The organism is Cupriavidus sp. 01L46 (genome assembly GCF_056399905.1).
The window spans coordinates 18,120-38,679 of the sequence record NZ_JBFTSF010000028.1 but is presented as its reverse complement, the minus strand read 5'-3'; the positions used below and the strand labels follow the sequence as shown (position 1 = coordinate 38,679).

Here is a 20,560-nt window from a genome sequence, read left to right as displayed (position 1 = left end):
GCCAAACTCACATCGCCTTAAGGCGATGCTCARACATGGCCCCCTCTTTTCCGCTCTTTTTGSCTGCCGACGAGGACGCCCCATACGGCCTGGTACACCTTSACGGCTCGCTTCGCATCGCGCTGTGTTGCCCGCTGGCGGGTCTATACGTCAGCGCTTTTGTTGTGTCTGTTCCTGGTGCTGGCTTACTCCGCCTGTCCACGCTCGCGCAGCAAGTCGGACAGACTGCGCGGCGCGGGGGTAAGCGGCGCGCGGTGCCGGGTCCACCCGAGCTGGCGTTTTGGCGTCAGTACCCGCAGCCGCGTGGCGGCCCAGCGGAACAGCCGGTAGGTGAGCGGATGCGCGAATGCGCCGCTCCAGAAGCGCCAGACCAGGTGCTCGCCGCGGCTGAACTTGGCGCCCTGGCCGCGCAGCGGATGCGCAACCTGTTCGTCCGGATCGCGGTTGGCTTCGGTGCGCAGGCGGATCAGCAGTTGCGGAATCGGGATGCGCACGGGGCACACTTCGCCGCAGGCGCCGCACAGGCTGGAGGCGGTGGCGAGGTCCGCCGTGGCATCGAGCCCGAGCAGGTGCGGCGAGATGATCTTGCCGATCGGGCCGGGGTAGGTGGTGCCGTAGGCATGGCCGCCGATGCGTGTGTAGACCGGGCAATGGTTCATGCACGCGCCGCAGCGGATGCACTGCAGCGTGGCGCGCAGTTGCGCGTCGGCATAGGCCTGGCTGCGGCCGTTATCCAGCAGCACCAGGTGCACCTCGCGCGGGCCGTCGCGCTCGCCCGCGCGGCGCGGGCCGGAGATCAGGTTGAAGTAGGTGGTGATGGCCTGCCCGGTGGCCGAGCGCGTCAACAGGCTGGACAGCGGCACGATGTGCTCAAGCCGGGCCACCACCTTCTCCATGCCCATGATGGCGATATGCACATCGGGCACCGTGGTGGACAGGCGGCCGTTGCCCTCGTTTTCCACCAGCCATAGCGTGCCGGTGTCCGCGGCGGCAAAGTTCACGCCGGACAGGCCGATGTCGGCGTTGACGAATTCCTGGCGCAGCGCGCGCCGGCCGGTCTGGATCAGTTCGTCCACGTCCTCGGTATAGGGCGTGCCGGGGATATGCTGCGCGAACAGCTCGGCAATGTCGCCGCGCGTCTTGTGGATGGCCGGCATCACGATGTGCGACGGCTTCTCGCCCGCGAGCTGCACGATGTACTCGCCCATGTCGGACTCGATGCAGTCGATGCCACGCTCGGCCAGGTAATGGTTCAGCTCGATTTCCTCGCTGGCCATCGACTTGCCCTTGATCACGCGGCGCGCCTGGCGGGCCTGCGCGATGCCGTGCACGATCGCATTGGCCTCGTCAGCGGTCTCAGCCCAGTGCACCTGCACGCCGGCCGCGGTGAGCTTGTCCTCCAGTTGCACCAGCAGGTCCGGCAGTTGCGACAGCGCGTGCTGGCGGATCGCTTCGCCCAGGTCGCGCAACTGCTCCAGCTCATCGCCGTCGGGGAACTGCACGGCGCGCTTGGCCTGCAGGAAGTCCATGGCGCCGCGAAAGCTGCTGCGCAGCTTGGGGTCGTCCAGCGCCGCGCGCGAGCGCGCCTTGAAATCCGCGGCAGGCACGAAGTGCAGGGGGACGGCGCTGTCCCGGGCAGTCGTTGATGTACTCATTGCGCGGCTCCCGTCCCGGCGCTGCCGGTCACGATGATGACCCACAGCTCGCGCGGGCCATGCGCGCCATAGGCCAGCGTTTGCTGGATGTCCGAGGTCTTGGATGGGCCGGATACCAGCACCAGGTTGGTCGGCATGCCAGCGCTCCAGCGCTCGGCGCGCGCGGCGCAATGCAGGTCCGGATGCAGCGTCTCGGCGTAGACCAGCGCGATATGCAGCGGCGGCACCAGCGAGACCGTGCGTGGCGTTTGCGCGTCGGGCGCCAGCACCAGCGTGCCGGTGGCGGCAATGCCGGAGCGCGCCACGGTGAAGCCCGCATCCACGGTGTCGAAGAGTTCCGCCTTCCATGCTTCGATGGGGCGCGCGTAGGACAGCGGCGCCACGCTGGCAGGCAAGGCGCGCATCAGCGCGGCGCCTTGCGCGGCGGCCGGGTCCAGCAGCAGGCGGCGCACGCCGGCGGCAACGAGCCTGTCTGCAAGTTGCGCGGGCCAGGCCTCGGCGCTGGCACAYCAGGCCAGCGCGTGCGAGGCGCCCAGTGCAGCCTGCATGGCCTGCGCCAGCTCGGCGGGGGTGGCCGCCTCGCGGCGGGCGTCGTAGTGCGCGTCGATGCGCGCATCCAGCTGGCTGGCGTCGGCAGCGGGTGCTGGTGCGGCCGCGCGTAGCCGGCCGAGCATGCGCTCGCGGGCGCTCAGTGTGCTCATGCTTGCTCCTTGGCGGCGCCGCCGGTACGCCGCCACAGGAAGGTGGCGAGGTGCTCGACAGGCAGTGGCGCGCCCTGGTGCCTGGCCGCGTGCCCGATATTGAGCAGGCAGCCGCAGTCGGCGGAGACCAGCCGGTCGCAGCCGGTGGCGCAGGCCGAGGCGATCTTGTCCTGCACCATGGCGCCGGAGATGTCGGGATGCTTGAGCGAGAAGGTGCCGCCAAAGCCGCAGCACTCGGATTCGCGCTGATGCTCGGCACGCGTGACGCCGGGCAGGGCGTCGACCAGGGCCACGCCATGGTCGCGCGTACCCATTTCTCGACGCGCGGCGCAGGAGGTGTGCAGCACCACGGTTTCGGGTGGCTGGCCGGCGACGGCGCTCACGTCGAAGCGGACGTTCAGCACATGCAGCAGGAACTCGCTCAGCTCGTACACGCGCCCGGCCAGCAGGGCGGCCTTGGGGCCGGCCACGGGATCCTGCGCGAACAGTTGCGGCCAGTGGTGCCGCATCATCCCGGCGCAAGAGCCCGAGGGCACGATCACCGGCCACGGCTCGGCGAACAGATCCAGCTGGGCCAACGCCACCTTCCGGGCCTGTTCCGGGTTGCCGCTGCTATAGGCAGGCTGCCCGCAGCAACTCTGTCCACGCGGGAAGTGCACGGTCAGGCCCTCTCGCTCCAGCAGCCGCACGGCGTCCAGGCCGGCTTGCGGCACGAACATGTCGACCAGGCAGGTGGCGAACAGGTAGACCTGTGCCGGGGCAGGGGGATAGCGCCTTTGCTTCATGTCTCGCTCCGTGGGGGCGGCTGCCTGGCTGTCGGGCTCAGGGCTGGCCGTTGTTTGAGCGCATAATTCCGCGAGACGCGCGCCAGTTCAAATTGGTTGGACCAGTTGGGCGCGGCGAATCGATTCCGGAGCGAGAGGATGGCGGCGGGCAGGCAGGCGCGCGGGCGCGTGGAAGAGGTGATGCGAAAACTGGAAACGGCGATGCTGGACGGCACCTGGCCGGCCGGTGCCCGCCTGCCCGCGGAGCGGCTCCTGGCCGAGCAATATGGCGTGGCGCGCAACACCATCCGCGAGGCCACCCAGCGGCTGGCGGCGCGGGGCTTGCTGCAAAGCCGGCAGGGCGCCGGCGTGTTCGTCACCGAGCAGCTGCGCACCGGCTTTGCCTCGCCATGGCGCCAGCTGGTGGCGGACCACCCGGTGCTGCGTGACGATATCCTGGAGTTTCGCCGGGTGCTGGAGGGCGCTACCGCTTACTTTGCCGCGATGCGCGCGGATGCCGCGGATCTCAAGCRCATCCGCGGCCTGCTCCGCGCGCTGGAAGCCGCCCGCCAGCAAGACGACAAGGCGGCCGAGGCCGAGGCGGACGCCAAGCTGCATGAGGCCATTGCCCAGGCCTCGCACAACACCATGTTCCTGCACCTGCATACCAGCGTGATCGGCATGCTGCGCGAACACATCACCATCAACGGCACGGGCCTGCGGGTGCAGGACGAGGATGCCTCCGCGCTATTGCTGCTGCAGCACCGCACGCTGTGCGAGGCCATCTGCGCGCGCCGGCCGGAGGAGGCGCGCACCGCCATGCAGACGCACATCGACTTTGTGCGCAGCCGGGTGGAGCAGCAAGGAGACGGGGCAAGCGCCTGAAGCCGGGCGCCGGATCGGGGGGAATTGGTCCTACCGGTGGCGCCAGGCGTCAGATCAGGCCCTTGTTCGACAGCTCGCGCTTGAGATAGGCATAGTAGATCGGCCCGGCAATCACGCCGGCGACGCCGTACAGCGACTCCATCAGCAGCATGACCGTGAGCAGTTCCCAGGCGGCGGCATTGATGCGCGCGCCGATGATGCGCGCGTTGAGGAAGTACTCGAACTTGTGGATTACCACCAGGTAGAACAGCGAGGCGATCGCCATGGGCAGCGAGATCGACAGCGAGGCCACCACGATGCCCGTGTTCGACACCAGGTTGCCCAGCACCGGCAGCAGCCCGACCAGGAACGTGAAGGCGATCAGCGTCTTGGCCAGTGGCAGGTGCACGCCAAACAGCGGCAGCACCACCAGCAGGTAGACCGCGGTGAGCGCKGTGTTGATCAGCGAGATCTGCACCTGGGCGAAGATGAACTGCGAGAACGCCAGCTGCAGGTTGCGGGCGCGTTCCACCAGCGCAGAGGCCAGCGGCCGGCGGTTGGGCTTGGAGATGGCGCGGTACAGCGCGACCATCGCGCCGATCACCAGGCCGATCAGGATATGCGCGAGGCTGCGCAGCACCTCGGTGCCGAACTTCTGCGCCATCTGCGCGTGCTCGCGCAGCCAGGCAATGAGGGCGTTGGCCAGTTCATCCACGCCGCGCGGCAGTGCGTCGCTGACCCAGACCGGCAGCTGGGCGCGGGACTTGTCGATGATGTCGGCGGTGCGGATCAGCAGGGTGTCGAGCGTGTTGCCGTCGCCGCTGACAAAGCGCACCAGTGCCCAGCCCCCAAGCGTGAGCGCCAGCAAGGTGACAGCGGAGAGAATTGCCACCGCCAGGGCGTCGTGGCGCTGGTGCAGGCGCACCAGCTTGGGCGCCAGCACGTCCACCAGCGAGTACAGCAGCAGGCCCGCCATGAGCGCCGCCACCAGGTTGGCCTGCATCACCATCCAGAGCGCCAGGGCKGTCAGGATATAGGCGGCAGTCGTGACATTGAACCACTTTGCATCCGGCAAGCGGGGTATGCGTGGCGGATCGGGCTGATTCATCAAGTCTCCTGCATTGAGGGGCCGCACCGTCTGGTGGACGGCCGGGCGTCTGTGCATTGTACGGCGCTCGATTGTCCGATGGGCGGACGGCGAAGGCAAGCGCCCGGGCGGCGACAATGTGCGCCCGTGGTTGCTATGATCGGGCTGTTCGCGGGCCCGCCAGCTGACCGAGACAGATCCCATGACCTTTGCCCATACCGTAGCCTCGCGGCGGCATCTCTTCGCCGATCTCAAGACCCTGCTGGCCAAGGCCAGCCCGGCGCGCTCGGGCGACTACCTGGCCGGGCTGGCGGCTGCCAGCGAGGAGGAGCGCATGGCCGCGCGCATGGCGCTGGCCGAGGTGCCGCTGGCGCACTTCCTGACCGAGGCGCTGGTGCCCTACGAGGACGACGAAGTCACGCGCCTGATCATCGACCACCATGACAGCCACGCCTTTCGCGAAATCGCGTCCTTCACCGTGGGCGACTTGCGCAACTGGCTGCTGCTGCACGAGACCGATTCCGCGGCGCTGGCGCGCGTGACGCCGGGCATCACGCCGGAGATGGCGGCGGCGGTGAGCAAGCTGATGCGCAACCAGGACCTGATCGCGGTGGCGCGCAAGTGCCGCGTCGTCACGCGCTTTCGCAACACCATTGGCTTGCCCGGGCGGCTCTCCGTGCGGCTGCAGCCCAACCATCCCACCGACGATGCCCGCGGCATTGCCGCCTCGATGATCGATGGCCTGCTCTACGGCTGCGGCGATGCCACCATCGGCATCAACCCAGCCACCGACAACCTCGGCGCCATCGTCACGCTGCTGCGGCTGGTCGACGACCTGCGCTGCCGCTTCGATGTGCCCACCCAGTCCTGCGTGCTGACCCACGTCACCAACACGCTGCGCGCCATCGAGCAGGGCGCGCCGGTGGACCTGGTGTTCCAGTCGGTGGCCGGCAGCGAGCGCGCCAACGCCGGCTTTGGCATCAGCCTGGCGCTGCTGCGCGAGGCGCATGAGGCCGCGCAAGGCCTGGCGCGCGGCACGGTGGGCAACAGCGTGATGTATTTCGAGACCGGACAGGGCAGCGCGCTGTCGGCCAACGCGCACCACGGCGTGGACCAGCAGACCATGGAGGCACGCGCCTATGCGGTGGCGCGCGCGTTCTCGCCGCTGCTGGTCAATACGGTGGTGGGCTTTATCGGCCCCGAGTACCTGTACGACGGCAAGCAGATCATCCGCGCCGGGCTGGAAGACCATTTCTGCGGCAAGCTGCTCGGCGTGCCGATGGGCTGCGATGTCTGCTATACCAACCACGCCGAGGCCGACCAGGATGACATGGACACGCTGCTGACGCTGTTCGGCGTGGCCGGCATCAACTTCATCATGGGCGTGCCCGGCGCCGACGACATCATGCTGAACTACCAGAGCACCTCGTTCCACGACGCGCTCTACCTGCGCGACACGCTGGGCCTGCGCCMCGCGCCCGAGTTCGAGGACTGGCTGCAGCGCATGGGCATCCTCGGCGCGGATGGCCGCCTGCTGGAGCTGGCCGAGCGCCAGCCGCTGCTGCAACTCGCGCGCGGCCTGTAACGCATCATGGCCAACCAGCATATTCCTGCACGCACGAGGCCCGCGTCATGAGCCAGAAGCTGATCCACGACAACCCCTGGCAGCGCCTGCGGCAGTTCACCGTGGCACGGATTGCGCTGGGCCGCTGCGGCAACAGCCAGACGACGGAAACCGTGCTCGCGTTCGGCCTGGCGCATGCGCAGGCGCGCGACGCCGTGCATGCGCCGCTGGCGCGCGCGGCCATTGAACAGGCATTGCGCAATGCCGGCTTCGACACCGTGGCCGTGCACAGCGCCGCACCGGATCGTCAGCACTACCTGCGCTGCCCGGACCTTGGCCGCCAGCTCGACGACGCCAGCCGCGCGCTGCTAGCGCAGGCGCGCCCTGCCGAGCCGCCCGACGTCGTCTTCGTGATGGCCGACGGCCTGTCCGCGCTGGCGGCGCAGCGCCACGGCGTGCCATTGCTGCTGGCCGTGCGCGAGCACCTGCCGGGCTGGCGCATCGGCCCGGTGGTGGTGGCCGAGCAAGCCCGCGTGGCACTGGGCGACGAAGCCGCACTGCTTCTCGGCGCGCGCCAGGTGGTGATGCTGATCGGCGAGCGCCCCGGGCTGAGCTCGCCCGACAGCCTCGGCATCTACCTGACGCACGACCCGCGCCCGGGCCGCACCGACGCCGAGCGAAACTGCATCTCCAACGTGCGTCCCGAAGGGCTGTCCTATGCGCAGGCCGCGGCCAAGCTGGCCTTCCTGCTGCGCGGGGCGCTGGCGCTCGGGCACAGTGGCGTGGATTTAAAGGACGATAGCGCGCATGGGGCGTTGCCGGAGCCATCGGCGCAGCAAGGACAGTTAGGGAACTGACTGGTTATCGCGGATGTCTTACTCGTTTATCGGTAAGCGATATATAATTCCGCCATGATCCAGTCGTTCAAATGCGAAGACACTGCAGCGTTGTTCTCAGGCCGGCGCGTTCCGCGATTCGCCAACATCAGGGCAGCGGCAGAACGCAAGCTGGAGATGCTTGCCGCTGCCGCCTCGCTCGACTTCCTGCGATCTCCGCCTGGCAACCGGCTTGAAGTGCTGGGCGGCGACCGCAAAGGGCAGCACAGCATCCGCATCAACGATCGGTGGCGAGTGTGTTTCGTTTGGACGGCCGACGGCCCGGAGGCCGTCGAGATCGTGGACTATCACTGAAAGGAGATCACCATGGCCCGCTTCCAGAATGGTATGCGACCGGTCCATCCCGGCGAAATCCTCCGCGAGGAGTTTCTCGCCCCGCTTGGCATGAGCGCCAACGCGCTAGCCGTGGCGCTGCATGTCACCGCGGCCCGCATCAACGACATCGTGCGCGAGCGCCGGGGCATTACACCGGACACCGCCATGCGGCTGGCTCGCTACTTTGGCGGCGACGCCGAGTCCTGGCTCAACCTGCAACAGTCTTATGACCTGAAAGTGGCGCAGCGCGAACACGGCAAGGAGATTGCTGCCCAGATCGCGCCACGCGACCTGGAAGCGGCTTGACGACATCCGGCCGCCTTTCAGGCGCCTTTTTTGCCGCGCTCACGCAAGATCAAACACCCGCCCCGGGCTCAGGATGTTGTGCGGATCCAGCGCGCGCTTGAGCAGCCGCATCAGCGCCAGCTCCTCCGGCGTGCGGGAGCAGTGCAGGTAGGGCTTCTTGTGAAAGCCGATGCCGTGCTCGGCGGAGACGCTGCCCTCGAACTCCCGCACCACGCCGTACATCACGTCGGAAATCTCATGCTCGGGGAAGTCGTGGTCGGTGGCGCCGGGCAGGTACACGCTGACGTGCAGGTTGCTGTCGCCCACGTGGCCGAAGTTGACCGGCTCGGCATGCGGCCACACCGCCAGCAAGCGGGCGCGCAGCGTCTCGGCGAATTCGCCGATGCGGCCGATCGGCAGGCTGACGTCATAGGCCGCATTGGGCGACCACATCACCGGGAATTCGGCCACCGCATCGCGCAGTTGCCAGAAGCTCTGCGCTTCCTTGTGGCTGGATGCGATCGCCGCATCCTGGATCAGGCCGGCTTCCATCGCAGATTCCAGCATGCCCTCGAAGACCGGCGCGTCCTGCGCGCCGTCGTTGCCCTGCAGGTCAAGCAGCACGTAGAAAGGATGGCCGGCAGGCAGCGGCGCGCGCACGCCCGGCACGCGCGTGGTCACCAGCCCGTAGAAATCCGCCCACATGACCTCAAAGGCCGACAGCCGCCCCGAGAGCTTGCGCTGCGCATGGCGCAGCAGGCGCACCACGTCATCGTAGGTCTCGAGCGCGCACAGCGCCGTCTGCGTGGCGCAGGGCAGCGGCGCCAGCCGCAGCACGGCGCGCGTGATCACGCCCAGCGTGCCTTCGCTGCCGATAAAGAGCTGGCGCACGTCGTAGCCGGCATTGTTCTTCTGCATCTTGTTGAGCGACGACACCACCGTGCCATCGGCCAGCACCGCTTCCAGGCCCAGCACCTGGTCGCGCATCATGCCGTAGCGGATCACGCGGTTGCCGCCCGCGTTGGTGGCGATATTGCCGCCGATCTGGCAGCTGCCGCGCGCGCCCAGGTCCACTGCCAGYAGCCAGCCGGCCGCGCGCGCGGCTTCCTGCGCCGCCTGCAGCGTGGTGCCGRCCATCACGGTCATGGTGCCGGCCTGCGCATCGATCTCTTCCACGCCACGCATGCGCTCCAGCGAAAGCACCAGTTCGCCGCCTTCGGGCGTGGCGGCGCCGGCCAGGCCGGTCAGCCCGCCCTGGGGCACCACAGGCTGGCGCAGCCGGTGGCACAGCGCCAGCACGGCGGCCACTTCTGCCGTATTGCGCGGGCGCACCACCGCCAGCGGCGGCACCGCGCCAAGCGGCGCATACCAGTCCTTGCGAAAGCGCGTTTCGATGGCGTCGCCGGTTTGCAGCCCGGGCGCGTCCAGCAGCGTGGCGAGTTCCCTGAGCAGGGCGGAGGACGGGGCGGGTTGGGGAGCGGGGCTTGCCATGTGCGGTGTGTGTGAAGGAGAAGGGTGCTAATGCTATGGGAGGATGGGCACAGCGTTAAGGGCCAATCGGGCTGGTGACGATGGCACCATCACCGCAATGGGGCTCAGCCCGCCAGGAACGCCGAGATCGCCTGGGCCAGGAAGGCGCGGTCGGCCGGGATGTTGTGCGGGTTCCCGGCCCGGTGCCCGTAGTCCGAGGGAATCGGCCGCAGCGTGGCAGTGCGGGCTCCGGTGAGCTTGCCGATTTCCGCGGCGTTGTCCTGGGCCTGGAAGTAAGCATCGGTTTGGCCGGGCATCAGCAGCACGTGCGCCCTGATCGCCGCCAGCGCGCGGTCCAGATCGCCGCCGAAAGCGTCGCAGCGGCTGATATCGCCGTTCTGYCACGTCCACAGTTGCGCCAGCAGGTCGTTGGCGTCACGGCGCAAGAAATTGACGTCCCAGGTCTTCGCCAGGAAATCCTCCAGCGAGGCAAAGCCCGATTGCCGCCACAGCTCGTCGCGGTAGAACGCATGCGACAGCGCCCAGCCGGCGTACACGCGGCCCATGGCGCGGTACCCCGCGCGCGGCGGCTCGGTGAAGCGGCCGTCCCTGAATGCCGGATCGGCAGTGAGCGCGGCCCTGACGCCTTCGAGGAAAACCTGGTTGAACGGGGAGCATCGCGCGCTGCCGCAGACCACGGCGATCCGCTTGACCATGTCCGCATGGCAGGCGCCCCAGTGGTAGGCCTGCATGCCGCCCATCGACCAGCCGTACACCAGGGCGATCGTCTCGATGCCGAACACCTCCTGCAGCAGCCTGCGCTGCACCGCCACGGCGTCGTGGTGGGTAACGCAGGGGTAGGCGCCCGGCGCGAACCGTGCCGCGGCATTCGACGGCGACGCCGACAGGCCGTTGCCAAACAGGTTCGGGATGATGACGAAGTAGCGTTCCGGATCCAGCACGCCGCCCGGCGCGACCAGCCATTGGGTGTCGTAGTGCTGCGCGCTGAACGAGGTCGGGTAGACGATCACGTTGTCCTTGCGGGCGTTCAGCGTGCCGAAGGTCTTGTAGGCGAGCTGCATGCCGGGGAAGGCCTGGCCGGATTGCAGCGTCACGGTGCCTGCATCGAACAGCGCGTAGTCTTTGTCGACGGTCATGTCAGCAGCTCCAGGTAGGGTTGGCGGCTATTGTGCCCGCACTCGCATCAACACACTCAAGCACCGCTCCAGGCCTCCCGGTTGATCCCCGCCACCGGCGCGCGGCGTGGCGCCTGCGTGCGCGCCAGATGCTCCAGCGCGGGTTCGATCACCTCCGCCAGTTTGTGGAAGGCCGGCGCGATCTCGTCGTCCGGCACGCAGGCATATCCCAGCAGCAAGCCCTGGTTGGTCGCCCGCGCGGGGTCCGCGAAATAGCGCGACAGCGGCCGCGTCGACAAGCCCTGCGTACGCGCCGCCATGCTGATGCCGAGGTCGTCGGCGCCCGGCGGCAGGTGGATCACCATGTGCAGCCCGGCTTCATGCGTGGAGGTGGGCCAGTCCGCGCCCAGGCGCGTGGCGATGGCCTCGCGCAGCAGCCCCTGGCGCTGCGCGTAGCGCTGCCGCATGCGGCGGATATGCGTGGCGTAATGCCCCTCCTCGATAAAGTCGGCCAGCACCGCCTGCTGCACCAGCTGCCCCTCGCGGAACAGCTCCGACAGCCCTGTTGCGAAATGCGGCGCCAGCGGCTTGGGCAGCACCATGAAGCCCATGCGCAGGCCGGGGAACAGCGTCTTGGAAAACGTGCCCATGTAGATCACGCGGTCGTGCTCATCCAGCCCCTGCAGCGAGGCAAGCGGGCGGCCCTCGAAGCGGAATTCGCTGTCGTAGTCGTCCTCCACGATCCACGCGCCGCGCTGGCGCGCATATTCCAGCAGCATGCGCCGGCGCGACAAGCTCATCACCATGCCCAGCGGATATTGGTGTGACGGCGTGGCAAAGATAAAACGCGGCGGGTTCTGCAGCGTGGCCGCATCCGGGGCAAGGCCTTCGCTATCCACCGGCACGGGGATGGTCTCGATGCCGGCGCTGTTGAGCAGGCTGCGCGTGCCCCAGTAGCCGGGGTCTTCCATCCAGGCCTTGTCGCCGACATCGCCCAGCAGCCGCGCGATGAGGTCGATGGCCTGGTGGATGCCGGTGGTCAGGATGATCTGCTCCGGCTCGCAGCGCACCGAGCGCACCAGCCGCAGGTGCTCGGCCATCACGCGGCGCAGCGGCAGGTAGCCACCGTTGTGCGCATACGTCAGAAGCTCGGGCTTGGGGGCGCGCCAGTGCTTGTTCAGCAACCGTGCCCAGACCGCGTGCGGAAACAACGAAACGTCGGGTACGCCGGAGACGAACGCACCCCATTGGCGATCCGACGCACCGGAATGCGACACCAGATGCTGCCCGCGCCGCGAAAGCGCGAAGCGGTTCGGATTTTGCTGCGCCGCGAGCACTGGCATGGTGCCATTTTTCGCTCTGATGTTGTGCAATGCACTATGGTCGGGAAAACTCTGCGACACGAAGGTGCCACTTCCGCTAGCGGCGGTGACATAGCCCTCCGCCAGCAACTGCTCAAATGCATAAAGCACGGTATTGCGGGAAACCCCTATCTCCTTCGCAAGCAGGCGCGACGCAGGCAGCTTGCTACCCGCAACCAAAGACCCAGCAAGGATTTCCTGCCGAATGATCTCGTAGAGCTGGCGGTTCATATGCGCGCCGTTTTTATCCGCAGCACCATCCGCGGGCCGCTCCAGACGCTGCAGCAGCAGCTCCGACAAAATCGTCTCTTTCAAAGTGGCCCCGCGTGAAAAGAAAAATATGGATCTATGTATGGTACCAATGATCGGCTAAGTTTCGACACATCTTGTTTCGATCGTCGTTTTTTTCAACGGCGTTTTGCCGATCAGGCCGATTCGACCCCTCAGGGCACGTTCCAACCACGCGCCCCGCACAGCCAGTGGAGCCACTTATGCAACGTCCCACCGCTACGCCCGCCAGCCCCGCGCTTTCCACCGATGCCATCGCCGCCGCCGTGCGCGCGCTCGAGCCCTACATGGTCCGTACGCTGTCGGAGTTCGTGGCGGCGCCCAGCCCTTCCGGGCAGGAACAGCCGGCCGTGGCGTTCATGGAGGGCGCGCTGCGCGAGCTGGGCCTGGAGCCGGAGCGCATCTACCTGCGCAGCGAGACGTTGAAGGACCTGCCGCTGTTCTCGCCGCCATGCTGTCCGGACGGCGGACGCTACAACTTGCTGGCCACGCATCGCCCGGCGACGAAGGGCGGCCGCTCCGTGCTGTTCAACGGCCATCTGGACGTGGTGCCCACCGGCCCGGAGTCGATGTGGCGCCAGTCGCCCTATGCGCCGTTTGTCGAGGACGGCTGGCTGTTTGGCCGCGGCGCGGGCGACATGAAGGCCGGCATCATCTGCACGCTTGCCGCCTATAAGGCGCTGAAGGATCTCGGCGTGCAGCCCGCCGGCGCGGTCGGCTTCAACGCCGTGCTCGAAGAGGAGAACACGGGGAACGGCGCGCTGGCTACCGTGGCCGCGCTCGCCAGCGCGGTGGGCGCCGGCAAGCTGGCCTCGTTCGACACCGTTGTGATTCCCGAGCCGCTGGGCGAGAGCCTGATGAGCGCGCAGATGGGCGTGTTCTGGATGTTTGTCGAACTCACCGGCCGCCCGGCGCATGCCGCCTACATGACCACCGGCGTGAACCCGGTGGAGGCCGGCATCGCGGTGATGGCCGACCTGCGCAAGCTCGAGGCCGAGTGGAACCTGCCGCAGAACCGCCCCACCGTCTATCGCGACCACGCGCACCCGATCAACTTCAACCTCGGCCAGATCCAGGGCGGCGAATGGAACTCGTCGGTGCCCTGCACCTGCACGCTCGGCATTCGCATCGGCTTCTACCCGACCATGAGCGTGACCGATGCCAAGGCGCGCGTCGAAGCCTGTGTGCGCGGCACGCTGGAGCGCCTGGCCAGCAACCTCACGCTCCAACTCCGCTACGAAGGCTTCCACGCCCCGGGCTGCGAGTTCGATCTCGATGTGCCCAGCATGCAGGCGCTCGGCGAGGCCCACCGCAAGGTAAATGGCGAAGCGGTGCGGCGCGAAGCCACCACCGCCACCACCGACGCGCGGCACTTCCGCCTGATGCTGGAAACGCCGGTGACGTGCTACGGCCCGCAGGCCCGCAACATCCATGGCATCGACGAGTCGGTTTCCATCCAGAGCATGGTGCGCGTTACGACCACGCTCGCGCAGTTCATGCACGACTGGTGCGGCGTAGAGCCGGTCAGCGCTTGAAGTCCACGCAGCAAATCGCCTTCGCGTATCCGCAGATCACGATCACCACCACAGGAAACTGACCGATGAAACACCTCACCCAACACCTGAAAAAGAGCTTTGGTAAAAGCCTGGTGTCGATGGCGCTGGCAACCGCCGGCCTGGCCCTGGCACCGGCACTATTGCCCGCGGGCAGCGCGGTCGCGCAGACCGCTGGCGGCACCTTGTCCGGCATCGTGCAACCCGAGCCGCCGATCCTGATCAGCGCGATGAACTCGCAGGCGCCCACGCAATATGTCGCCGGCAAGATCTACCAGGGCCTGCTGACCTACGGCCCGGACCTGAAGCCGCACCCGGAACTCGCCAAGTCGTGGAAGATCTCGGCCGATGGCCTGACCTACACGTTCGAGCTGCAGAGTGGCGTGAAGTGGCATGACGGCAAGCCCTTCACGTCCGCCGACGTGGTGTTCTCGATCGACAAGATGCTGCGCGAAGTGCATGTGCGTACGCGCGCCGTGCTGAACAAATACATGGAATCGATCCGCGCCGTGAATGACAGCACGGTCGAGATCAAGCTCAAGGAAGCGTTCCCGCCGTTTATCTCGATGTTCGAGACCGGCACCATGCCGATGATGCCCAAGCACATCTACGACGGCACGGATTACCGCAACAACCCGGCCAACCAGAAGCCTGTCGGCACCGGCCCCTTCATGTTCAAGGAATGGAAGAAGGGCGCCTACATCAAGCTGGCCAAGAACCCCAACTACTGGAAGAAGGGCAAGCCCTACCTGGATGAACTGGTGTTCTACGTGATCCCGGACTCGGCCTCGCGCGCGGTGGCCTTCGAGAAGGGCGACGTGCAGGTGCTGCGCGGCGGCGACGTGGACAACGTGGACGTGAAGCGCCTGCGCGCGTTGCCTAATGTGGAATACACCACCAAGGGCTGGGAGCTGTTCTCGCCGATGTCGAACCTGTTGATGAACATGCGCAAGCCGCCGTTCAACAACGTCAAGGTACGCGAGGCGGTGATGCACGCGCTCAACCGCAAGATGATCGTGGACAACATCTTCTTCGGCATGGGCAAGCCGGCGGTCAGCCCGTTCGCCTCCGCCACGCTGTTCTTCGACAAGAGCACGCCGGTCTATGACTTCAACTTGAAGAAGGCGCGCGAGCTGATCAAGGAGTCCGGCGTCAACGTGGGCCAGTACCCGGTCAAGATCCTGTCGTCATCCTATGGCGCAAACTGGGACCGGCTTGACGAGTACATGAAGCAGATGCTGGAACAGCTTGGCTTCAAGGTCAGCATCGAGTCCGCCGACGCCGGTACGTGGTCCGCCCGCGTCAGCAACTGGGACTTCGACCTGACCGCCACGTACACCTACCAGTACGGCGATCCGGCGCTGGGCGTGGAACGTCTCTACGTGACCAAGAACATCGTCAAGGGCACGCCGTTCGCCAATGTGCAGGGCTACAGCAATCCGCAGGCCGATGAACTCTGGGCCAAGGCCAGCGTCACCATGGACCCGGCCGAGCGTCAGAAGCTCTATAGCCAGGTGCAGAAGATCCTGATGACGGAAGTGGCCGCGGGCAACCTGTTCGAGCTGGAGTTCCCCACGCTGTATCGCAAGAACGTGAAGAACCTCGTGACCACCGCCATCGGACTGAACGAGTCGTTCGACAACGTTTCCATCGAGAAGAACTGAGTACGCCGGAGTACGCCGTTACCCAGGTAACAAGTAGCCAGTACGGTCACGCGCCGGGCCATCCGCCCGGCGCGCGCGTGGAGCATGCCGTGAATTTTCTCTCTTTCCTGCTATCCCGACTGTGGAAGGCCCTCGTGGTCGTCCTCGGCGTGGTCATCATCAATTTCTTCCTGATCCGCATGGCGCCTGGCGACCCCGCCACCGTGCTGGCGGGTGAGGCCGGTGCGGGCGATGCCGCCTTCGTTGGCCAGTTGCGTCAGCAGTTCGGGCTGGACCAGCCGGTGCTCACGCAGCTTGGCATCTACCTCAAGGGCGTGGCCAAGCTCGATCTCGGCTACTCGTATCGCAATCACCTGCCGGTGCTCGACCTGATCCTGGACCGGCTGCCCGCCACCATCGTGCTGATGAGCGGTGCCTTTGTCTTTTCCATCGTGCTTGGCGTGTTCCTCGGCGTGATCTCGGCGCGCACGCGCTATGAGARCAAGCGGCGCTGGATCGACAGCGCGGTGATGTCCGCGGCGCTGCTGTTGTACGCCACGCCGCTGTTCTGGCTTTCGCTGATGGCCATCATCCTGTTCTCGGTGGTGCTGGGCTGGCTGCCGGCGTTTGGCATGGAAACCATTGGCGCAGGCTATACCGGGCTGGCGCGCATCCAGGATGTGGCGCTGCACTTGATCCTGCCCACCGTCTCGCTCGGCTGCTTCTTCATGGCGGTGTACGTGCGCCTGACCCGCGCCTCGATGCTGGAAGTGATGGGCATGGACTTCGTCAAGACCGCGCGCGCCAAGGGCGTGCCCGCTGGCCGCGTGATCCGCGTGCATGTGCTGCGCAACGCGCTGCTGCCAGTCATTACCTTTGCCGGCATCCAGCTTGGCCAGATGGCCGGCGGCGCGGTGCTGACCGAGACCGTCTTCTCCTGGCCGGGCATTGGCCGGCTGATGTTCGACGCCCTGCTGCAACGCGACTACCAGCTGCTGCTCGGCATCTTCTTTGTCACCTCGGCGCTGGTTGTGTTCTTCAACCTGGTGACCGATATCGTCTACCGCTTCATCGACCCCCGCATCTCGGTGGGCGGCAAGGGAGCCACGGCATGAAAGCCTTCGCACAACGTTATTGCCGCAACTACGGCGCCGTGATCGGCCTGGTCGTGCTGCTGCTGGTGGTCGCCGTGGCGCTGCTGGCGCCGGTGCTGTACGAGGAGTCGCCCTGGCTGATGGTGGGCGATCCGCTGGTGCGTCCGTTTGCCGACGCGGCGTTTCCCTTTGGCACCGACATGCTCGGGCGCGACATCACCGCTGGCATGCTGTACGGCGCGCGCGTCTCGCTGCTGGTGGGCGTGATCTCCACCGGGGTGGCGCTGGTGTTCGGCATCCTGATCGGGTCGGTGGCCGGCTACTGCGGCGGACGCATCGACGACGCGCTGATGCGTTTTACCGAGTTCTTCCAGACCATCCCGCAACTGGCGATGGCGGTGGTGATCGTGGCGATCTTCAATCCCACCATCTACTCCATCGTGGCGKCCATCTCGGTGGTGTCCTGGCCGCCGGTGGCGCGTCTGGTGCGCGGCGAGTTCCTCACGCTCAAGCAGCGCGAGTTCGTGCAGGCTGCGGTGGTGATCGGGCAGAAACCGCTGCGCATCATCCTCACGCAGATCCTGCCCAACGCCATGTCGCCCATCATCGTGTCGGCCTCCTTCATGGTGGCTACGGCAATCCTGACGGAATCCGCGTTGTCCTTCCTGGGCCTGGGCGACCGCAACATGATGAGCTGGGGCTTCATGATCGGCGCGGCCCGCACCATGATCCGCGAAGCCTGGTGGATGAGCGTGTGGCCCGGCGTGGCCATCCTGCTGACGGTGCTGTCCATCAATCTGATCGGCGAAGGCCTGAACGACGCCATGAACCCGCAACTGCGCCGCCGTGGCGAGTAACGACAAGGAAGACGCCACCATGCAAGCACAAGACAAGCTACCGCTGCTATCCGTGCGCGACCTCACCATTGCGCTGCCTGCGGGCGGTGACCGTGCGCACGCGGTGAGGGATGTCAGCTACGACCTGCACGCCGGCGAGATTCTCTGCATCGTCGGAGAATCCGGCTCGGGCAAGTCGATGAGCGCCAACGCCATCATGGGCCTGCTGCCGCCGTACCTGAAGCCGCAGGGTGGCCAGATCCTGTTCCAGGGCAAGGACTTGCTCACGCAGGATGAGCAGACCTTGCTGTCCATGCGCGGCAAGGCCATGGCCATGGTGTTCCAGGAGCCGCTGTCGGCGCTCAACCCCGTGATGACGGTGGGCGACCAGATTGCCGAGGTCATGCGCGTGCACGACGCCTACCCCGGCGAGGCGCGGACCAAGCGCGTGCTGGAACTGCTGGAGTTCGTCGGCCTGCCCGATCCGGCCACGCTGATCCACAGCTATCCGTTCCGCCTGTCCGGCGGGCAGCGCCAGCGCGTGGTGATCGCCATGGCGCTCGCGCTGGAGCCGGCTTTGCTGATCGCCGACGAGCCGACCACTGCCCTGGACGTGACCACGCAGGCCCAGATCCTGGCGTTGATCAAGCGCATCCAGGCGGACAAGGGCATGGGCGTGATGTTTGTCACGCACGATTTCGGCGTGGTGGCGGAAATCGCCGATCGCGTCGCGGTGATGGAGAAGGGCGTGCTGGTGGAGGTAGGCCCGGTGCAGCAGGTGCTCAACCATCCGCAGCATCCCTATACCCGCCGGCTGATCAGCGCCGTGCCGCACGGGCGCGCCAAGGCGCGCGACCAGCAGGCGGCAGAGACCGTGCTGGAAGTGCGCGACCTGCGCAAGACGTATTCCTCCGGCGGCGGCCTGTTCAGCAAGAAGCGCGTGGTCAACGCCGTGGACGGCGTGAGCTTCAGCGTGCGGCGCGGGCAAACACTCGGCATCGTTGGCGAATCCGGCTCGGGCAAGTCCACCATCGGCAAATGCCTGCTGAAGCTGACCGGCATCGACGGCGGCGAGCTGCTGTTCGACGGCCAGGACATCGCCCGGCTGACGGAGCGCCAGTTCCGCCCGCTGCGCAGCGATGTGCAGATGATCTTCCAGGATCCGTTCGCCTCGCTGAACCCGCGCCATACTGTGGGCCGCATCATCACGGATGGCCCCGTGGCCAATGGCGTGCCGCTGGCGCAGGCCCAGGCGCGCGGGCGTGAGCTGCTGCAGCTGGTGGGCCTGGAGCCTTCCGCGTTCGACCGCTATCCCAACCAGTTCTCCGGCGGGCAGCGCCAGCGCATCGGCATTGCGCGCGCGCTGGCGCTGGATCCCAAGTTGCTAGTGGCCGATGAATCCGTCTCCGCGCTGGATGTCTCGGTGCAGGCGCAGGTATTGCAACTGCTGAGCGACCTGCAAAAACGGCTGAACATCGGCCTGATCTTTATCACCCACGACCTGCGCGTGGCCGCCCAGATCTGCCACCACGTGATCGTGATGCACAAGGGCCGCGTGGTGGAGTCCGGCCCGCCCGATCAGATCTTCGACGCGCCGCAGCATGCCTACACCCAGCGGCTGATCGCCGCGATTCCCGGCAAGGAGTGGGACCCGGCCCTGATCCGCGCCGCTGCCTGAGCCCAACAGCACGACCCCGACAGCACAACCGATATCAACGATGGAGCAACAGATGAAGAACGCCGAACTGGTTCGCCGCAAGGATGCCGCCACGCCCCGTGGCGTTGGCGTGATGTGCAACTTCTACGCCGAGCGCGCCGAGAATTCGGAGATTTGGGATGTGGAAGGCAAGCGCTATATCGACTTCGCCGCCGGCATCGCCGTGCTCAACACCGGCCACCGCCACCCGCGCCTGGTCGAAGCCATACAACGCCAGCTTGAGCGCTTCACGCACACCGCCTACCAGATCGTGCCGTACGCCAGCTATATCGAGCTGGCCGAGCGGATCAACCAGCGCGCGCCGGGCCGCTCGGCCAAGAAGACGGCGTTCTTCACCACCGGCGCCGAGGCTGTGGAGAACGCCATCAAGATCGCCCGCGCCGCGACMGGCCGCCCGGGCGTGATCGCCTTCTCCGGCGGCTTCCACGGCCGCACCATGATGGGCATGGCGCTGACCGGCAAGGTGGTGCCGTACAAGGTGGGCTTTGGCCCGTTCCCCGGCGAGGTCTTCCACGCGCCGTACCCGTGCGCGCTGCATGGCGTGTCGGTGGAGGACTCGCTCAAGGCGATGGAGCACCTGTTCAAGGCCGACGTGGATCCCAAGCGCGTGGCCGCCATCATCTTCGAGCCGGTGCAGGGCGAGGGTGGCTTCAACGTGGCGCCGACGGCCTTCGTCAAGGCGCTGCGCGCGATCTGCGACGAGCACGGCATCCTGCTTGTCGCCGATGAAGTGCAGACCGGCTTCGGCCGTACCGGCAAGCTCTTCGCCATGGAGCACTACGACGTGGCGCCCGACCTCACCACCATGGCCAAGAGCCTGGCCGGCGGCATGCCGCTGTCGGCGGTGTGCGGCCGTGCCGAAGTGATGGACGCCCCCGCGCCCGGCGGCCTGGGCGGTACCTATGCCGGCAATCCGCTGGCCGTGGCGTCCGCCCTGGCGGTGCTGGACGTACTGGAAGGCGAACAGTTGATCCCGCGTGGCGCGGCACTCGGCCAGCGCCTGGTCGAGCGGCTGGAAACCCTGAAAGCGCGCGTGCCGCAGATCGCCGAGATCCGCGGCCTGGGCGCGATGGTGGCGGTGGAGTTCCGCCGCGCCGACGGCGCGCCGGACGCGGAGTTCACGCGCGAGGTGCAGAACCGCGCGCTGGAGCAAGGCTTGCTGCTGCTGTCCTGCGGCGTGTACGGCAATGTGATCCGCTTCCTGTTCCCGCTGACGATTTCCGATGCGGTGATGAACGAAGGGCTGGATATCCTGGCCGATGTGCTTACGCGCTGAGCCGCGAATCCATCCACGAATCCATCCGCGAATCAATCCACGAACGGACAGAGAG

At 66.9% G+C, this 20,560-nt stretch carries 18 protein-coding genes; 11 read left to right on the top strand and 7 right to left on the bottom strand.

Annotated elements, in window-relative coordinates:
* Positions 1-185: 185 nt before the first annotated feature.
* The 3 genes from AC1DS3_RS07680 to AC1DS3_RS07670 are packed head-to-tail and all read right to left on the bottom strand — an operon-like array spanning position 186 to position 3,141.
* Positions 186-1,655, bottom strand: a complete 1,470-nt coding sequence (locus AC1DS3_RS07680) for a LutB/LldF family L-lactate oxidation iron-sulfur protein (protein ID WP_441632723.1) — start codon at positions 1,653-1,655, stop codon at positions 186-188.
* The gene (locus AC1DS3_RS07675) at positions 1,652-2,356 is read right to left on the bottom strand and encodes a LutC/YkgG family protein (protein ID WP_477126948.1); all 705 of its coding nucleotides are present in this window, start codon (positions 2,354-2,356) and stop codon (positions 1,652-1,654) included. The genes AC1DS3_RS07680 and AC1DS3_RS07675 overlap by 4 nt, the downstream gene beginning before the upstream one ends.
* The gene (locus AC1DS3_RS07670) at positions 2,353-3,141 is read right to left on the bottom strand and encodes a (Fe-S)-binding protein (protein WP_441632727.1); all 789 of its coding nucleotides are present in this window, start codon (positions 3,139-3,141) and stop codon (positions 2,353-2,355) included. The genes AC1DS3_RS07675 and AC1DS3_RS07670 overlap by 4 nt, the downstream gene beginning before the upstream one ends.
* Before the next feature lie 138 nt (positions 3,142-3,279).
* Between AC1DS3_RS07670 and AC1DS3_RS07665 the strand changes: the two genes are divergently transcribed.
* Entirely contained in the window at positions 3,280-4,005 is a 726-nt protein-coding gene (locus AC1DS3_RS07665; RefSeq protein WP_477126947.1) for a FadR/GntR family transcriptional regulator, read from the top strand.
* A 49-nt stretch (positions 4,006-4,054) separates the two neighbouring features.
* Here the strand turns inward: AC1DS3_RS07665 and AC1DS3_RS07660 are convergent, their stop codons facing one another.
* Positions 4,055-5,092, bottom strand: coding sequence for an AI-2E family transporter (locus AC1DS3_RS07660; protein WP_441632729.1), 1,038 nt, complete (start codon positions 5,090-5,092; stop codon positions 4,055-4,057).
* Positions 5,093-5,273: 181 nt separating this feature from the next.
* Here AC1DS3_RS07660 and AC1DS3_RS07655 point away from each other — a divergent pair, with 181 nt between their 5' ends.
* The 4 genes from AC1DS3_RS07655 to AC1DS3_RS07640 are packed head-to-tail and all read left to right on the top strand — an operon-like array spanning position 5,274 to position 8,152.
* On the top strand, positions 5,274-6,656 hold the full coding sequence (locus AC1DS3_RS07655; protein ID WP_477126946.1) for an ethanolamine ammonia-lyase subunit EutB: 1,383 nt from the start codon (positions 5,274-5,276) through the stop codon (positions 6,654-6,656).
* Between the two features lie 47 nt (positions 6,657-6,703).
* On the top strand, positions 6,704-7,492 hold the full coding sequence (gene eutC / locus AC1DS3_RS07650; RefSeq protein WP_441632732.1) for an ethanolamine ammonia-lyase subunit EutC: 789 nt from the start codon (positions 6,704-6,706) through the stop codon (positions 7,490-7,492).
* A gap of 54 nt (positions 7,493-7,546) precedes the next feature.
* Entirely contained in the window at positions 7,547-7,825 is a 279-nt protein-coding gene (locus tag AC1DS3_RS07645) for a type II toxin-antitoxin system RelE/ParE family toxin (RefSeq protein WP_441632733.1), read from the top strand.
* 12 nt (positions 7,826-7,837) lie between these two features.
* Entirely contained in the window at positions 7,838-8,152 is a 315-nt protein-coding gene (locus tag AC1DS3_RS07640; RefSeq protein ID WP_441632734.1) for a HigA family addiction module antitoxin, read from the top strand.
* A 39-nt stretch (positions 8,153-8,191) separates the two neighbouring features.
* Here the strand turns inward: AC1DS3_RS07640 and AC1DS3_RS07635 are convergent, their stop codons facing one another.
* The 3 genes from AC1DS3_RS07635 to pdxR form a co-directional block, all read right to left on the bottom strand.
* Positions 8,192-9,622: an FAD-binding oxidoreductase gene (locus tag AC1DS3_RS07635; protein ID WP_477126945.1), complete on the bottom strand. Its 1,431-nt coding sequence runs from the start codon at positions 9,620-9,622 to the stop codon at positions 8,192-8,194.
* A 104-nt stretch (positions 9,623-9,726) separates the two neighbouring features.
* Complete coding sequence (locus AC1DS3_RS07630; RefSeq protein WP_477126944.1) at positions 9,727-10,758, bottom strand: alpha/beta fold hydrolase; 1,032 nt, start codon at positions 10,756-10,758, stop codon at positions 9,727-9,729.
* A 56-nt stretch (positions 10,759-10,814) separates the two neighbouring features.
* Complete coding sequence (gene pdxR, locus AC1DS3_RS07625) at positions 10,815-12,413, bottom strand: MocR-like pyridoxine biosynthesis transcription factor PdxR (RefSeq protein WP_441632739.1); 1,599 nt, start codon at positions 12,411-12,413, stop codon at positions 10,815-10,817.
* A gap of 176 nt (positions 12,414-12,589) precedes the next feature.
* Here pdxR and AC1DS3_RS07620 point away from each other — a divergent pair, with 176 nt between their 5' ends.
* From AC1DS3_RS07620 to AC1DS3_RS07595, 6 genes are all read left to right on the top strand, one after another.
* Positions 12,590-13,921: an ArgE/DapE family deacylase gene (locus AC1DS3_RS07620; protein WP_441632741.1), complete on the top strand. Its 1,332-nt coding sequence runs from the start codon at positions 12,590-12,592 to the stop codon at positions 13,919-13,921.
* 65 nt (positions 13,922-13,986) lie between these two features.
* Entirely contained in the window at positions 13,987-15,603 is a 1,617-nt protein-coding gene (locus AC1DS3_RS07615) for an ABC transporter substrate-binding protein (RefSeq protein ID WP_441632743.1), read from the top strand.
* A gap of 89 nt (positions 15,604-15,692) precedes the next feature.
* Positions 15,693-16,697 (top strand): ABC transporter permease, encoded by a 1,005-nt coding sequence (locus AC1DS3_RS07610; protein ID WP_477126943.1) that lies wholly within the window; start codon positions 15,693-15,695, stop codon positions 16,695-16,697.
* The gene (locus AC1DS3_RS07605; RefSeq protein WP_477126942.1) at positions 16,694-17,533 is read left to right on the top strand and encodes an ABC transporter permease; all 840 of its coding nucleotides are present in this window, start codon (positions 16,694-16,696) and stop codon (positions 17,531-17,533) included. The genes AC1DS3_RS07610 and AC1DS3_RS07605 overlap by 4 nt, the downstream gene beginning before the upstream one ends.
* Before the next feature lie 19 nt (positions 17,534-17,552).
* Positions 17,553-19,190, top strand: a complete 1,638-nt coding sequence (locus tag AC1DS3_RS07600; protein ID WP_441632747.1) for an ABC transporter ATP-binding protein — start codon at positions 17,553-17,555, stop codon at positions 19,188-19,190.
* A gap of 52 nt (positions 19,191-19,242) precedes the next feature.
* Positions 19,243-20,505 carry a 4-aminobutyrate--2-oxoglutarate transaminase gene (locus AC1DS3_RS07595; protein ID WP_441632749.1) on the top strand — a complete coding sequence of 421 codons (1,263 nt, stop codon included), beginning with the start codon at positions 19,243-19,245 and terminating at the stop codon, positions 20,503-20,505.
* The last annotated feature ends 55 nt before the right edge of the window (positions 20,506-20,560 follow it).

Coding starts and splice junctions, on each gene's coding strand:
- AC1DS3_RS07680 (WP_441632723.1), bottom strand. CDS start 1,655: ATGAGTACATCAACGACTGCCCGGGACAGCGCCGTCCCCCTGCACTTC.
- AC1DS3_RS07670 (WP_441632727.1), bottom strand. CDS start 3,141: ATGAAGCAAAGGCGCTATCCCCCTGCCCCGGCACAGGTCTACCTGTTC.
- eutC (WP_441632732.1), top strand. CDS start 6,704: ATGAGCCAGAAGCTGATCCACGACAACCCCTGGCAGCGCCTGCGGCAG.
- AC1DS3_RS07645 (WP_441632733.1), top strand. CDS start 7,547: ATGATCCAGTCGTTCAAATGCGAAGACACTGCAGCGTTGTTCTCAGGC.
- AC1DS3_RS07640 (WP_441632734.1), top strand. CDS start 7,838: ATGGCCCGCTTCCAGAATGGTATGCGACCGGTCCATCCCGGCGAAATC.
- AC1DS3_RS07620 (WP_441632741.1), top strand. CDS start 12,590: ATGCAACGTCCCACCGCTACGCCCGCCAGCCCCGCGCTTTCCACCGAT.
- AC1DS3_RS07615 (WP_441632743.1), top strand. CDS start 13,987: ATGAAACACCTCACCCAACACCTGAAAAAGAGCTTTGGTAAAAGCCTG.
- AC1DS3_RS07600 (WP_441632747.1), top strand. CDS start 17,553: ATGCAAGCACAAGACAAGCTACCGCTGCTATCCGTGCGCGACCTCACC.